12 protein-coding genes are annotated in these 14,372 nt (G+C 61.9%); 9 read left to right on the forward strand and 3 right to left on the reverse strand.

From position 1 onward, the window contains the following. The gene (locus tag KBX18_RS03405; RefSeq protein ID WP_255994807.1) at positions 1 to 885 is read right to left on the reverse strand and encodes a hypothetical protein; all 885 of its coding nucleotides are present in this window, start codon (positions 883 to 885) and stop codon (positions 1 to 3) included. Positions 886 to 929: 44 nt separating this feature from the next. On the opposite strand from KBX18_RS03405, the gene lspA reads away from it, so the two are divergent. From lspA to dnaE, 7 genes are all read left to right on the forward strand, one after another. After that, entirely contained in the window at positions 930 to 1,460 is a 531-nt protein-coding gene (gene lspA, locus KBX18_RS03410) for a signal peptidase II (RefSeq protein WP_255994808.1), read from the forward strand. Further along, the gene (locus KBX18_RS03415) at positions 1,453 to 2,376 is read left to right on the forward strand and encodes an RluA family pseudouridine synthase (protein ID WP_005289610.1); all 924 of its coding nucleotides are present in this window, start codon (positions 1,453 to 1,455) and stop codon (positions 2,374 to 2,376) included. Before lspA ends, KBX18_RS03415 begins: the two co-directional genes overlap by 8 nt. Beyond that, positions 2,373 to 2,897, forward strand: coding sequence for a hypothetical protein (locus KBX18_RS03420; protein ID WP_255994809.1), 525 nt, complete (start codon positions 2,373 to 2,375; stop codon positions 2,895 to 2,897). The genes KBX18_RS03415 and KBX18_RS03420 overlap by 4 nt, the downstream gene beginning before the upstream one ends. A gap of 66 nt (positions 2,898 to 2,963) precedes the next feature. Then, positions 2,964 to 4,439: an efflux RND transporter periplasmic adaptor subunit gene (locus KBX18_RS03425; protein ID WP_255994810.1), complete on the forward strand. Its 1,476-nt coding sequence runs from the start codon at positions 2,964 to 2,966 to the stop codon at positions 4,437 to 4,439. 71 nt (positions 4,440 to 4,510) lie between these two features. Next, positions 4,511 to 5,200: an ABC transporter ATP-binding protein gene (locus KBX18_RS03430; RefSeq protein WP_255994850.1), complete on the forward strand. Its 690-nt coding sequence runs from the start codon at positions 4,511 to 4,513 to the stop codon at positions 5,198 to 5,200. Then, entirely contained in the window at positions 5,187 to 6,485 is a 1,299-nt protein-coding gene (locus tag KBX18_RS03435; protein ID WP_255994811.1) for an ABC transporter permease, read from the forward strand. Before KBX18_RS03430 ends, KBX18_RS03435 begins: the two co-directional genes overlap by 14 nt. Before the next feature lie 9 nt (positions 6,486 to 6,494). After that, a complete protein-coding gene (gene dnaE / locus KBX18_RS03440; protein WP_255994812.1) occupies positions 6,495 to 10,052 on the forward strand; it encodes a DNA polymerase III subunit alpha in 3,558 nt (1,185 codons plus the stop codon). Positions 10,053 to 10,127: 75 nt separating this feature from the next. Here dnaE and KBX18_RS03445 read toward each other — a convergent pair whose 3' ends face one another. Then, a complete protein-coding gene (locus KBX18_RS03445) occupies positions 10,128 to 10,547 on the reverse strand; it encodes a hypothetical protein (protein ID WP_255994813.1) in 420 nt (139 codons plus the stop codon). 124 nt (positions 10,548 to 10,671) lie between these two features. Here KBX18_RS03445 and ilvA point away from each other — a divergent pair, with 124 nt between their 5' ends. After that, positions 10,672 to 11,955, forward strand: coding sequence for a threonine ammonia-lyase IlvA (gene ilvA / locus KBX18_RS03450; RefSeq protein ID WP_005289617.1), 1,284 nt, complete (start codon positions 10,672 to 10,674; stop codon positions 11,953 to 11,955). A 17-nt stretch (positions 11,956 to 11,972) separates the two neighbouring features. Here ilvA and treZ read toward each other — a convergent pair whose 3' ends face one another. Continuing rightward, on the reverse strand, positions 11,973 to 13,697 hold the full coding sequence (gene treZ / locus KBX18_RS03455; RefSeq protein WP_255994814.1) for a malto-oligosyltrehalose trehalohydrolase: 1,725 nt from the start codon (positions 13,695 to 13,697) through the stop codon (positions 11,973 to 11,975). Between the two features lie 30 nt (positions 13,698 to 13,727). Here treZ and KBX18_RS03460 point away from each other — a divergent pair, with 30 nt between their 5' ends. Then, positions 13,728 to 14,369, forward strand: coding sequence for a YigZ family protein (locus KBX18_RS03460; protein ID WP_255994815.1), 642 nt, complete (start codon positions 13,728 to 13,730; stop codon positions 14,367 to 14,369). Positions 14,370 to 14,372 lie beyond the last annotated feature (3 nt).

Below are 14,372 nucleotides of genomic sequence, written 5' to 3' on the forward strand. Positions count from 1 at the left end.
TTATTTCCTGTAGGTCGTTGCGGTGGTCACGTCCTGGACCACTTTGAAATCGGGGTTGGGGCCGGTGTAGACGGTGCGGGTCGTCGCGGCGTTCTGGCCCTGCGTGGGCAGCGGTTTCGTGAGGTCCACTGTGATGGTCGCGTCGGACGTGGTCGACCACTCGTCAGCCGTCAACGTGCCGCCGGCCTGGGTGTCGTCGATGGTGAGCTCTGTCTCCGTCGGCTCGTCTTCGATGTCGAGGGACAGGACGACGGTGTCACCATCGAGGGAGTCCACGGTGTAGCGCGTTGTGCGCAGCATGTGGGCACCGCCGATCGTGCGCGTTTGCACAGTCCACGTCGCTCCCTCGCCGACGGGCTCAATGGGAAACACCGGTTGGGCGGCAAGAACCTGGAGCAGAGCACTCTCAACAATCGCGCGCCCTTCGTCCGAGCTGCCCTCCGGTGGAAGCAGCTTGATGTCCTGGATATTGCCGTGGACGTCGTGCTGCCACCGCATGCGGAAGTCCTCCGCAGTCAGGGCGTCCGTGCCGGCATCCAAGTTCGAATGCTTCGGCTCACCGACCCTCGCCTCGGAGGCGTCGTCCGCGATGTAGATAGTCAACGGCAGCGTGACCTTGTCCACGTCACCGCCGGCCGGGGCCTCGGGGTCGACGCTGTCGGTGGCTACTGCGCCTTGAGCGACGCCGTAGGAAACCTCAACGGTCGTGGTTTGCTCCCCGCCTGAATACACCAGCTGACGCTTCTCACCGTCGCCCTGGTCCTCCAGAGTCACGGTGGCGGTATCGACCTCGAAGGCTGGGACATCGTCCATCGGGTCGGTTTTCGCGCACGCGCTCAGCCCGAGCGATGCGGCAAGCAGCAGGGACAAGAACCGATATCTCACACATCGAACCTACCGCACTGCCAAGCGACTACAGTAAGGCGACGATGACCACAGAAAGCCGAGCTACCCGCACCCGCCCTTATGTTCCGCTCATCGTGAGCGTCATGGCCGCGGTCGGTGTGATCGATCAAATCCTCAAACAGACCATGGTCACGGTGCTCACCCCGGGTGAGGCGGTGTATCTGATCGGCGACTGGTTCCGTCTTTACCTGCTGTTCAACCCCGGCGCGGCCTTCTCCATGGGCCAGAACTCCACGTGGATCTTCACCACGATCCAGCTCGTCTTCGTCGTCGGCGCGCTCCTTGTGGCCCCGCGGATCCGTGATAAGTGGGAGGCACTGGGCATCGCGCTCATCGCCGGCGGCGCGCTGGGCAACCTCATCGACCGCCTGTTCCGCGATCCGGGATTCTGGTTCGGGCACGTGGTGGACTACATCTCCATCGGCAGCTTCGCGGTGTTCAACGTCGCGGACATCGCCATCAACGTTGGAGTGGCGGTCTTCGTGCTCTCCTTGTTCCTGGGAGACAACGATGAAGATAACGATGAGGACAAAGACGGGAGCAGCAATGAGTAGGTACCGTTCGCTCGTTGTTCCAGAGGGGCTCGACAGCATGCGTGTCGATGCCGCCGTGGCCAAAGCATTCGGTCTGTCGCGCACGGTCGCGGCTGAGCTCATTGAAGCGGGCGAGGTGCTTATCGACGGCTCCCGCGTAACGAAATCCGACCGCGTCTCCACCGGGCATAGCCTCGAGGTGACCTTGCCGGAGCCGAAGCAGGCGCCGATGCCGAAGGAGGAGATCGTTGAAGGTCTGACGGTGCTGTACGACGATGATGACGTCATTGTCGTGGACAAGCCCGTCGGCGTTGCCGCGCACCCGACGCTGGGTTGGGACGGCCCCACGGTGGTGGGCGGGCTGCAAGCCATGGGCTACCAGTTGCCTGATGCAGGCCCGCCGGAGCGTAAAGGCATTGTGCAGCGGCTCGACGTGGGTACCTCTGGTGTCATGGTCGTGGCCAACTCGATCCCGGGGTACTCGGTGCTCAAGCGCGCGTTCAAAGAGCGCACGGTGGAGAAGACTTATCACGCCGTCGTGCAGGGTTTGCCCGATCCGATCGTGGGTACGATCGACGCGCCGATTGGCCGGCACCCGTCGTCGGGGTGGAAGTTCGCCGTCACCGCAGACGGGCGTCACTCAGTCACCCATTACGAGGTTCTCGAGGCGTTCCGGGAAGCTAGCCTGCTGGAAGTCCACTTGGAAACGGGACGCACGCATCAGATCCGCGTCCACATGTCCTCGGTGGGCCACCCCTGCGTGGGGGATCCGATGTACGGCTCCGACCCGAACTTGGGCAAGCGGCTGGGGCTGATCCGGCAGTGGTTGCACGCCACTGCACTCGGTTTCGTCCACCCCGGCACCGGTGTGTGGATGGAAGTGGAGTCACCCTATCCACCCGACCTTCAGCACGCAGTGGACGTGCTGCGGGCATGAGAAAGTTCCCCACTGCACTGACCGCCGTCATCGGGGTGCTCGCTGTCTCGGTCGTTCTCATCACCGGGATCTGGCTGTTGGGAACCCGTACCGGATTTAAACCGGCGCCCCAAGGCGACCAGCTCGGTCCAGACGCGGGGGAGAGTGCGCAGGAATATGCGCAGCGAGCGTCGATAAGCATGCGCAGCGCTCCGGGCGACGAGCGTGTCTTCGCCCTGGTCACGTTCTCACCGGCGTTGAGCGCGGAAGAGGCCGCGGATGTCTTGGAGCCCATTGGTCGAGTGAACGCGATTCTGCCGCCCGAGTCGCATCCGCTGCCTGTCGGGGAGGGCGACCGCGCGCACAATTTCACCGTGGCAACCGAAGAAGACCTTGCCGGAGTAGTCGTGTGGGACACCGGCAATGCGTTGCGCCAGCTCGCCGACAACGAGCGGGTGTGGTCCGTCGAGGCGCTTCCTCCCGATGCCGTGTGGGGGGCCTTCGCTATTCGCCCCGTCGATACTGTCGGAGGTGAATTATAAGGATGACGGTGTAATGTCAAGAAGAGCTTGAAGCCCAAGCGACCCTGTTTGATCGATGATCAGGAGATGACATTGTCTTCTTTCCGCACCGCCCGTAAAACTGGAGCGTCCCTGGCTGCTGCCTCGACCCTATTTTTTGTCTCGGCCTGCGGCATGGGCGGCGGGGGAGATGCCGCCTCCGGTGACCTCGGCTCCGGCGACTACCAGGTCGTCGCAAAGGAAGGTGTAGTAAACAGCATTGTCGTCGACGGTTCCGTCGCACCGATCAAGCAGGCCGGCATCTCCTCCGCTATGGCAGCACCCGTTGAGAAAATTCACGTGCAGCTGGGCGACAAGGTGAAAAAGGGCCAGCTCCTGGTCACCATGGACACCTCTGCCGGCCCGCAGCTGCAAAGCCAGGGTGCTGGGGCGGAAGCACTTGAAATGGATGCTGCGGGCAGCCTGCACGAGACCCTCTTGGATGCCGGCAGTGCCATCGAGGACTGCCTGAAACCGTTGCTGCCGGGCCACCCGAAACCCGGCAAACCGTGCGCTCCGCCTCCACCCCCGCAGGGACAGCCGGCACAGCCGAGCAACTCTGGTCCGAGCAGGGAAGAGATCGAGCGTGCGCTGGGTGAAGCCCACGCGCAAGGCCGCGAGCAGGGGCAGCGCGAAGCACAGCAGGCCATTGAGCAGCAGATGATGGACGCGCAGGGGGCTCCGGGTGCCCCAGGCGCCCCGGGCGTTCCTGGCCCAGGAATGGGCGATCCGGCAGCTGATCCGGCCACACAAGAAATGCTCATGCAGCAGCAGGCTCAGGCCCAGGCTGAAGAAAGCATCCAGGAATACGAGACGCCAGATCCGGAAATCTACGCCCCCATGGACGGCGTGGTGACCAAGATCGAGGCGGAGGAGGGATCGCCGGCCGCGGGTGGCCTGATGACCGTGTCCGATACCTCGCGCTTCCTCGTCCGCGCCAACGTGCGCGAGTCCGATGTGGCCAATGTGCGCGAAGGAAACCGCGTCACCTTCACCACCCCGGTGACGGATGACAAGGAGTTTGAGGGCCGCGTGCGCCGTGTCGCCCCTATGGCTGACGGGGATCCCGCTGGAGCCGGCGCTGAAGCCGCCGCGCGTGCGATGCAGGGCCAGGGCGGCGACAAGAAGGACACCGGTGTCACCTTCCCGGTGGAGATTGAGGTCACTGGCGATACCAAGGACTTGCGCTTGGGAGCGTCCGCGCGGGTGGAGATCATCACCGATGAAAGCCCGGATGGATTGAGCATCCCACGCGACGCTGTGTTCGACGGCAACAAGGTGCTCGTGCTCGCCCGCGAGAACGAGGACGCCACCACGGGCAAGATCGAAGAGCGCACCGTGGAAACCGGGGTGAAGAACGACACCGACATCGCTGTCACCGGTGGAGACCTGAAAGAGGGCGACACGGTCATCGCTTGGCCGGACGATTATCGCGATCGCATCGGTGAAGAAGTGACCATCGCCGATGACACATCCGCTGACAAGTCCGGTGACAAACCCGCCGATAAGTCCGCGCAGGAGTAACCACCGTGACGGAAACTCCCGCAGCTGACCAGCCGCAGCTGGTCAAGATTGATCCTGACCAACTCATTTTCATGCGCGGCATCATCAAGAAGTACAACGAGGGCAAAGACACCGAGCTCACGGTGCTTCACGGCATCGACTTCGACACCAAACAGGGTGAGTTCGTCTCCATTGTGGGCCCGTCCGGTTGCGGTAAATCGACCCTGATGAACCTCATCGGCATGCTGGATAAGCCCACCCACGGCGGTTACGCCTTCAACGGTGAAGATGTCTTCCAGAAAAACGACACGGAACTGGCAACGTACCGCTCCCAAAACATCGGCTTCATCTTCCAGAACTTCAACTTGGTCGGCCGCATCAATGCGCTGCAAAACGTTGCGATGCCGATGATGTACGCGGGCGTCGGCAAGCGCGAGCGCGAAGAACACGCCGCAGAGCTGCTCGAGATTGTCGGCATGGGTGACCGCCTCACGCATGAACCGAATGAGCTTTCCGGTGGTCAGAAGCAGCGCGTGGCGATCGCGCGCAGTCTGGCGAACGACCCGGATTTGCTGCTTGCGGACGAACCGACGGGCGCCCTGGACTCCCAAACCGGACGCATGGTCATGGATCTTTTCCACCGTCTCAATCAGGACTACGGCAAAGCCATCGTCTTCATTACCCACAACCCAGACCTAGCCGAAGAGACGCAGCGGATTGTGGAAATGAAGGACGGCCACGTTGTGGATGTGCGCGCAGGAGGTGCCCATGGAGCTGCGTGAATCAATCAACCTGGCCACAAGCAGCCTGCGCACGAATAAACTGCGCTCCATTTTGACCCTGCTGGGCATCATCATCGGCATCATGGCCGTGATCATCATCATGACGCTCGGCCGCGGCCTGCAGAACCAGGTGATGAGTGGTCTGGAAGACATTGGCGCGTCCCGGCACGTGGTGATGATCGCCCAAACTCCAGACGAAGAAGAAGCGATGCCGGAAGATGAGTTCTCCGGCGGCATGGACATGCCGGTCGATGATGAGTCCGACATGGTTTCTATCGACGAGCTCGGCGAGATCCGGGAGCATTTCGGTGAGCGGGTCATCGGTGTGGATATCTCCGAGATGGTTCCTGCGGAGACGAAATACGGCGAGAAGACAGCATCTGCCGATATCAATCCGGTGCTTGCGGATTCCTTGGGCGTTCGCGCCATCAACGTCGAATTCGGTCGGGGAGTGACGCAACAGGACATTGATACCGAGCGTCCCGTCGCGGTGATTTCGCAGGAGCTTGTCGACGCATTCTTTGACGGCGACGCAGCCGCCGCCCTCGGTGAGCGCATCGATATCGAAGGCGATTCCACCGGGGTGTTCACCGTGATCGGTGTCGCCGAAGCCGAGGAAGAAAATGCCGATAGCTTCGGTCAGATGCAGGCCTATGGTCAGATCTATATCCCGTTGAGCTCACTCGAGCGGATCGCCGAACCCATTGAAAGCGTCAACATGTTCATCGTGCAGACCACCGGTGATGAGGACCCGGCTGAGTTCCGCAACGAGCTGCAGAGCTACATGGACCGCCAGTACGCGCACAATGACAACGCCGAAGCGCAAGTCATCGACATGGAGTCGTCCCTCGAGGGATTCACAGCCATCTTTGGCGCCATTAGCACGGTGATCGCTTCCATCGGTGGTATTTCTCTGCTCGTCGGCGGCATCGGCGTGATGAACGTCATGCTCATCACCGTCACCGAACGCACCCGGGAAATCGGTGTGCGTAAGGCGCTCGGCGCGACCCGCCGCGACATCCGCACCCAGTTCATCGTTGAGGCAGTGATGGTGTGTCTGCTCGGTGGAATCATTGGCGTGCTACTCGGCGGCCTCATCGGCGTGTTGTCGAGCGGCTTGCTCGGCTTCATCGAGGGTGACTCCTACGGCCCGGTGGCATTCCCACCGATCGGGGCAGTGGTGTTCTCGCTGTTGTTCTCAATGGGTATCGGCGTCTTCTTCGGTTTCTACCCGGCAAACAAGGCTGCCAAGATGCAACCGATCGACGCTTTGCGCTACGAGTAGACTCTCCTCATGGCCAAAAAATCCTCCTTTGTCCACCTGCACAACCACACCGAGTTCTCCATGCTCGACGGCATGGCCAAGGTGGATCTGCTGGCGGAGGAGGTCTCCCGCCAGGGCATGCCCGCAGTCGGCATGACCGACCACGGCAACATGTTCGGGTCGAATGCGTTTTACCGCCGGATGACAGACGCGGGCATCAAGCCCATCATTGGTATCGAGGCCTATATGGCACCCGAGTCGCGCTTCAATAAGAAGCGCGTGCTGTGGGGCACTCCGGACCAGAAGGGCGATGACGTTTCCGCCTCCGGTGCGTACCTGCACCAGACCATGTTGGCGGAGAACGCGACAGGGTTGCGCAATCTGTTCCGCTTGAGCTCGCTGGCATCTTACGAAGGTCAGCTAGGTAAGTGGCCGCGTATGGATGCGGAGCTCATCGCCGAGCATGCCGACGGCATTATCGCCACGACGGGGTGCCCGTCCGGTGACGTGCAAACGCGCCTGCGCCTGGGCCAGTATGACCAGGCGCTCGAGGCCGCCGCGATGTGGCAGGACATCTACGGCAAGGACAACTACTTCCTCGAGCTCATGGACCACGGGCTGACCATTGAACGCCGCGTCCGTGAGGATTTGCTGCGCATCGGCGAAGCTCTAGACCTGCCGCCGTTGGTCACCAACGACTGCCACTACGTGCTGGAATCCCAGGCGCCCGCCCACGAGGCGATGCTGTGTGTGCAGACCGGTAAGACGCTGCTGGACCCGGACCGGTTCAAGTTCGACGGCACCGGCTACTACATCAAGTCCGCCGAGCAGATGCGCAACGACTGGGACGACATGGTGCCCGACGGCTGCGACAACACTCTCTGGGTCGCTGAGCGCGTCGGTGACTACGGCGAGTTGTGGGAGGAGCACCCGCACGACCGCATGCCGATCGCCACCGTGCCGGAGGGGGAGACCCCGACGACGTGGCTGCGCAAGGAAGTGCACCGCGGCCTGGATGAGCGGTTCGAGGGTAAAGAGGTGCCTGAGGACTACCGCACCCGCGCCGACTACGAGATCGACGTCATCGACATGAAGGGCTACCCGTCGTACTTCCTGATCGTCGCCGAGCTGATCAAGCACGCCCGTTCCATCGGTATCCGTGTTGGTCCGGGCCGTGGTTCCGCAGCAGGTTCCCTGGTCGCGTACGCGCTGACCATCACCAATATCGATCCGATGGAGCACGGCCTGCTCTTCGAGCGTTTCTTGAACCCTGAGCGTCCGTCCGCACCCGATATCGATATTGACTTCGACGACCGCCGCCGCGGCGAGATGCTCACCTATGCCGCAGAGAACTGGGGCGAGGACAAGATCGCCCAGGTGATCACCTTCGGAACGGTGAAAACGAAGCAGGCGATCAAGGACTCCGCCAAGGTCAACTTCGGCCAGGAAGGTTTCCAGAAGGCCGACCGGATCAACGCTGCACTCCCGCCAGCGATCATGGCGAAGGACATCCCGCTGTCCGGTATCACCGACCCGGAGCACGACCGCTACTCCGAGGCCACCGAGGTCCGTTCCATGATCGAGACCGACCCGGATGTGGCGAAGATTTATGAGACGGCACGGGGTCTGGAAGGCGTCGTCAGGCAAGCAGGCGTGCACGCGTGTGCCGTGATTATGGCGTCGGTGCCGCTCATGGACCACATCCCGATGTGGAAGAGGCCTGCAGACGGCGCACTGATCACCGGCTGGGACTACCCCGCGTGTGAGGCCATCGGTCTGCTGAAGATGGATTTCCTGGGGCTGCGTAATCTCACGGTGATCGGTGACGCCATCGAGAACATTGAGAAGAACCGCGGCGAGACCATTGATCTTGAGGCATTGGACACGGACAATGAAGCGGTCTACGAGCTGCTGTCCCGTGGTGACACACTCGGTGTGTTCCAGCTCGACGGCGGCGGCATGCAGGAGCTGCTCAAGCGCATGAAGCCGACCGGCTTCAACGATATTGTCGCCTCGTTGGCGCTCTACCGTCCCGGCCCGATGGGTGTGAACGCGCACTGGGATTACGCGGACCGCAAGAACGGCCGCAAGCCGATCACTCCGATCCACCCGGAGCTGGAGGAGCCGCTCAAGGAGATTCTCGACGAGACGTACGGTCTGATCGTTTACCAAGAGCAGATCATGAACATCTCCCAGAAGGTGGCCAACTACACCGCCGGCCAAGCAGACGGCTTCCGTAAGGCGATGGGTAAGAAGAAGCCCGAGGTGCTCGCCCAGGAATACGAGAAGTTTTCCCAGGGCATGTTCGACAACGGTTACTCTAAGGCTGCTGTCGACGCTCTGTGGGGCACGATCGAGCCGTTCGCGTCCTACGCGTTCAACAAGTCCCACGCCGCTGGTTACGCGCTCGTGTCTTACTGGACGGCCTACCTGAAGGCGAACTACGCCGCGGAATACATGGCCGCTCTGCTGACCTCCGTCGGTGACAAGAAGGACAAGTCCGCGATCTACCTGGCTGACTGCAGGCACCTGGGCATCTCGGTGCTCCCGCCGGACATTAACGAGTCCGAAGAGACCTTCATGGCTGTGGACAAGGACATCCGTTACGGCCTTGCCGCGATCCGCAATGTCGGTGCAGAAGTGGTGGAGTCCATCATGGAGTCCCGCCGCACCAAGGGCGCCTTCACGAGCTTCTCCGATTACCTGGACAAGATCGATCTGCTGCCGTGCAACAAGCGCATCACCGAGTCGCTGATCAAGGCGGGCGCGTTCGATTCATTGGATCACCCGCGCAAGGGTTTGCTGTTGGTTTCCGACGACGCTGTGGATTCGGTGCTGACCACGAAGAAGGCGGCCGACAAGGGGCAGTTCGACCTGTTTTCTGCCTTCGGGGGAGACCAGGAGGCCACGAACGCGTTTTCCATTGAGGTGCCTGACGACGAGTGGGAGAAGAAGCACAAACTCGCCCTCGAGCGTGAAATGCTCGGTTTGTATGTCTCGGGCCACCCGCTCGACGGTTTCGAGGAAGCCATTGACGCCCAGACCGACACTCCGCTGCCGAAGATCCTAGAAGGAGAGATGCGCCACGGTGATGAAGTGACCATCGGCGGCATTATTTCCGGCGTGGATCGGCGGTACTCGAAAAAGGACGGTTCCCCATGGGCCATCGTCACCCTCGAGGACCACCACGGTGCGCAGGTCGAAGTGCTACTGTTCAACAAGGTCTACGCGCTGGTGGCGCCGCAGATCGTGGAAGACAACATCATACTGGTCAAGGCGCACGTGTCCATCCGCGACGACCGCATGAGCCTATTCGGCGACGACGTGAAAGTCCCAGAGCTCGGCCCCGGTAACGGTGCCGGTCTACCGTTGCGCCTGACTCTGAAGACGGAGCAGTGCACGATGGACAACATCCGCAAACTCAAGCAGGTTCTGTCGAATAACCCGGGTGACTCGGACGTCTACTTGAACCTGGTCAACGGTGACCAGTCCCAATTGATGATCTTGGGGGACCACCTGCGAGTAGAAAGATCCGGCAGCCTCATGGGCGATTTGAAGGCCGCCATGGGTGCCGGAGTCCTGGGATAGAAAAAGCTGGCGAGCGCATCTACTCGCCAGCTAACGTGCCGGGATAACTAGCTCAGCTAGCTATCTACCACGCGTCTACTTCTTGAAGAGGGACTCGAACTGCGCCTTCGCAGCCGGGTTGATCTTGATGATCAGCGCGGCGAGCTGAGTGGCCACGGTAACCACGCCGGCAAGAGCAGCGACGATGGCAGAGATCGACTCGAAGTGGTTGGAATTCAAGTACGCCTCGAGGCGGTTCAGGCCGGAAGAACCCTCGGGGAAGCTGCCGCCGTTCTCCCATGGCCCCTCACTGGATGCGCCGTTCTTGTCCCAGGGGCCCTTGTTATCGCTCTTGTCTTCTTCCTTATCCTCGTCCTTGTCCTCAGACGGGGTGTCGTTGTCCTTGACACTTTCGACCTTCCCATCGTTAGCGTCATCAGCAAACGCAGGGGTGGTGGAACCGAAGATCATAGTGGCGGACAGTGCGGCGGCGATAAGGCCAGTGCGCTTCTTCACGGGGAAAGACTCCTTCAAAACGTTCACGGGTAACGTGCGTGCGACGTGCAGTAGTAGGTTTGGAAACCGCGACATAGTCTAGTCTCTTTTTCGGCAAAATCCAAGGGGTCTAAGATGATCTTCTATGACTTCCGCGCCTGATTTCACGCCCGTGCACGCCTCCGATATCCAGGGTGCGCAGGCTGGAATTTCCAGCGTCATCGCGCCCACTCCGTTGCAGTTCTGCCCGCGCTTGTCGCAGCAGCACGGGGTGGAGGTGTACCTGAAGCGGGAAGACCTCCAGGACGTGCGGTCGTACAAGATCCGCGGCGCCTATTACAACATTTCCAACTTGAGCGATGAGGAGAAAGCGGCTGGGGTCGTCGCAGCGTCGGCAGGCAATCATGCGCAAGGGGTGGCGTACGCGTGCCGGGCGATGGGCATTGACGGAAAGATTTTCGTGCCCAAGCGGACCCCGAAGCAGAAACGCGACCGGATCATGGTCCACGGCGGGGACAGCGTGGAACTGGTGCTCGTGGGCAACAACTTCGACGAAGCCGCGGAAGCAGCGCGCCGAGATGCGGAAGAACGCGGTGCCACCCTCGTGGAGCCTTTCAACGCGCGTGACACCGTCATCGGTCAGGGCACCGTTGCGGCAGAAGTGCTCACGCAGCTGACCGGTTTCGGCAAATCGCTCGACTCCATCTTCGTCCCCGTTGGCGGTGGAGGTCTGATCGGAGGAATCGCCGCCTACCTCGCCGACATGTCGCCACGCACGGCCATCATCGGAACTGAGCCGGCAGGGGCAGCGTCCCTGGCAGCCGCGATGAACGCGGGCGGGCCGGTCACGCTCGAGGCGATTGATCCGTTCGTCGATGGGGCCGCGGTCAAGCGCATCGGCGACGTCAACTACCGCATCATCGAAGAAAACCAGGGACGCATTCACATCGTCGACGTCGATGAAGGCGCTGTGTGCACGAACATGCTGGACCTGTACCAGAACGAAGGCATCATCGCGGAGCCTGCGGGCGCGCTGTCGGTCACCGCGCTCGATGAGGTCAAGCTCGCACCAGGCAGCACGGTCGTCTGCGTCATCTCCGGCGGCAACAATGACGTGCTGCGCTACGCCGAGATCATGGAGCGCTCCCTAGTCCACCGCGGGTTGAAGCACTACTTCCTGGTCAACTTCGCCCAGGAGCCGGGCCAGCTACGCCGTTTCCTCAACGATGTGCTGGGCCCGGACGACGACATTTCGCTGTTCGAATACCTGAAGAAGAACAACCGGGAGACCGGTGCCGCGCTCGTCGGCATCGAACTGGCTCGCGCGACGGATCTCGATCCGCTGCTTGCCCGCATGGAGGATGCCTCCTTCGACTGTCAGCGCCTCATGCCGGGCACACCGGAGTACGAATTCATCGTCACCGGTTAGCGCGAGTCAGCGCGGGGCTAGCGTGCGATGATCGCGAACTCCCATGCGCCCAGCACGGTCTGCTGCTTATCGACGCGCGGCGAGCCGTACGAGTACACCAACTCACCACCCGCGGGCACTGTGACCTCCTCGTCGGAAAAGTTGGCGGCGAGGAAGACGTCGTCGTACCCCATGGTCAACCACTTCTCGCCGTCTGCTCCGTGATCGACCTGGAGCTCGCGCAGGTCGTCTTTGGCCAGTCCGAGCCGGCGGCGCAGCGTGAGCAGATCCTTGTAGGTTTCGTACATCTTCACGTTGTCGCCGGCGAAGTTCCAGTCGAGTTTCGCCGACTCGAAGGTCTCGGGGTCGACCGGGTCGGGCACATGGTCGAAGTTCCAGCCGTAGCGGGCGAATTCGTGCGCGCGGCCTTCGCGGGTGAGCCGCTGCAAGTCCTCGTCAGTGTGGGAGACGAAGAAAGGGAACGGGGTTTGGGCGAAGAACTCCTCGCCCATGAAGATCATCGGCGTGAACGGGCTGAAGAAGATCACTGCCGCCTTCAACGCGTGCTGCGCCATCGTCAGGTTTTGCGACGGCCGGTCGCCCGCTGCGCGGTTGCCTACCTGGTCGTGCGTGGTGGTGTAGGTGATCAGCTTCCACGGGGCGATCTGCTCTAGGTTCAGTGCGCGCCCGTGCGTGCGTCCGCGGAAGTTGGACCAGTCTCTGCGGAAGCGGTAGCCGTGGCGGAGACTGTCGGCGAGGATTTCCACTGTTCCGAAGTCCTCGTAGTAAGCGATGTTTTCGCCGGTGATGACGGTGTGGAGGGCATGGTGGACGTCGTCAAGCCACTGCGCGTCCAGCCCGTACCCGCCGTGGGCGTAGTCGGCGATGATGCGCGGATCATTCAAGTCGCTCTCTGCGATGATGATCGGGTTCGGGCCGTTCTTCACCTCGATCTCGTCGGCGAGCATGTTGATCTCCTCCATGATGGAGTACGCTGCGCGGTCGTCGTAGGAGTGCACCGCGTCGAGTCGCAGCCCGTCGATGTGGAACTCGTCGAGCCACTGCCGGACAGAATCAAGCACGTAGGCGCGCACCTCGTCCGAGTTGGCCCCGGAGAGGTTGACCACATCGCCCCAGCCTGTCGAGCCAGCGGTGGTGTAGGGGCCGAACATGCCGTTGTAGTTGCCGTCGGGGCCAAAGTGGTTGTACACCACGTCGAGGAAGACGCCCACGCCACGGTGGTGGGCAGCATCGACAAGCCGTTTGAGGCCCTCCGGTCCGCCGTAGGACTCCTGGACTGCAAACCAGTCGACACCGTCATACCCCCAGTTGCGCTCGCCCCCGAACGGCTGGACAGGCATGAGTTCAATCGTGGTCACACCGAGTTCAACGAGGTAATCAAGCTTATCGACGATCGCATCGAACGTTCCCTCCGGCGTGAACGTGCCCACGTGAAGCTCGTAGATGACTTGGCCCTGCAACTCGTAGTTGACCCAGTGGTCGTCGGTCCACGGGAAGTCTGTACTGACGACTTCCGAGAGTCCGTGAATGCCGTCCGGCTGGCGCCGGGAGCGCGGATCGGGGAGGGGTTTGGACCAGTCGTTGCCGTCGAAAAGCGTGAAGCCGTAGCGCTGGCCAGGAACCTGCTCGACATCGCTGGTCCACCACCCGCGGCGACTGTCATCGCGGCGCATATCGTGCTCGGTGTCGTCGACGATGAGACGAACATCGTGCGCGTGCGGGGCCCAGACTTCAAACCTCATGTCTCCCACACTAAGTAATATCTGAAACTCATGCTGACGACATTCACCCTTCCTCCGCCAGGCGACCCGGTGGTCAATGAGATAGTGATCAAGAAATCTCGCTTCATCACCTGGATCGCCCGCGCTGAATCCGAGGAGGAAGCCCGCGACGTGATCGCGCGTGCCCGCGCCGAGTTCCCCGACGCGCGGCACCACTGCACCGCCTTCATCGCGGACCCGGAAGGACGCATCGAGCGTTCTTCCGACGACGGCGAACCGTCCGGCACAGCTGGCAAACCAATGCTCGACGCGCTGCGCGGGTCGGGGCTGCGCTGTGCGGTCGCTGTGGTCACCCGTTATTTCGGCGGCGTGAAGCTCGGCGCGGGAGGTCTCGTCCACGCGTACTCGGAATCGGTGTCGCAGGCGCTGGAGCTGGTGGAACCCGTCGAAAAGCGAAGGCGCGAACTCGCCCGCGTCGACTTGCCGCATGCTGACGCAGGCAGAGTGGAGGCGGACCTGCGTGCTGCAGGAGTGGACGTGGTCGATGTCGAATACGGCGCCCAGGCGGCCTACACCCTCGCTGTTGCGCCGGGTGGGGTGGAGGAGTTGAACGAGTTGTTGGCGGCTCTGACTCAGGGCACGAGCGAAGCACGCACGGTGGGGCAGACGTGGGTGGAGCGTGCGTTAGACTGAACC

This window comes from Corynebacterium sp. CCUG 69979 (assembly GCF_024454095.1).
GTDB lineage: Bacteria > Actinomycetota > Actinomycetes > Mycobacteriales > Mycobacteriaceae > Corynebacterium > Corynebacterium genitalium.

Bases quoted from the DNA above. Each gene is read 5' to 3' on its own strand.
- lspA (WP_255994808.1), top strand. From the start codon at position 930: ATGACCACAGAAAGCCGAGCTACCCGCACCCGCCCTTATGTTCCGCTC.
- KBX18_RS03415 (WP_005289610.1), top strand. From the start codon at position 1,453: ATGAGTAGGTACCGTTCGCTCGTTGTTCCAGAGGGGCTCGACAGCATG.
- KBX18_RS03420 (WP_255994809.1), top strand. From the start codon at position 2,373: ATGAGAAAGTTCCCCACTGCACTGACCGCCGTCATCGGGGTGCTCGCT.
- KBX18_RS03425 (WP_255994810.1), top strand. From the start codon at position 2,964: ATGACATTGTCTTCTTTCCGCACCGCCCGTAAAACTGGAGCGTCCCTG.
- KBX18_RS03430 (WP_255994850.1), top strand. From the start codon at position 4,511: ATGCGCGGCATCATCAAGAAGTACAACGAGGGCAAAGACACCGAGCTC.
- KBX18_RS03435 (WP_255994811.1), top strand. From the start codon at position 5,187: ATGGAGCTGCGTGAATCAATCAACCTGGCCACAAGCAGCCTGCGCACG.
- dnaE (WP_255994812.1), top strand. From the start codon at position 6,495: ATGGCCAAAAAATCCTCCTTTGTCCACCTGCACAACCACACCGAGTTC.
- ilvA (WP_005289617.1), top strand. From the start codon at position 10,672: ATGACTTCCGCGCCTGATTTCACGCCCGTGCACGCCTCCGATATCCAG.
- treZ (WP_255994814.1), bottom strand. From the start codon at position 13,697: ATGAGGTTTGAAGTCTGGGCCCCGCACGCGCACGATGTTCGTCTCATC.
- KBX18_RS03460 (WP_255994815.1), top strand. From the start codon at position 13,728: ATGCTGACGACATTCACCCTTCCTCCGCCAGGCGACCCGGTGGTCAAT.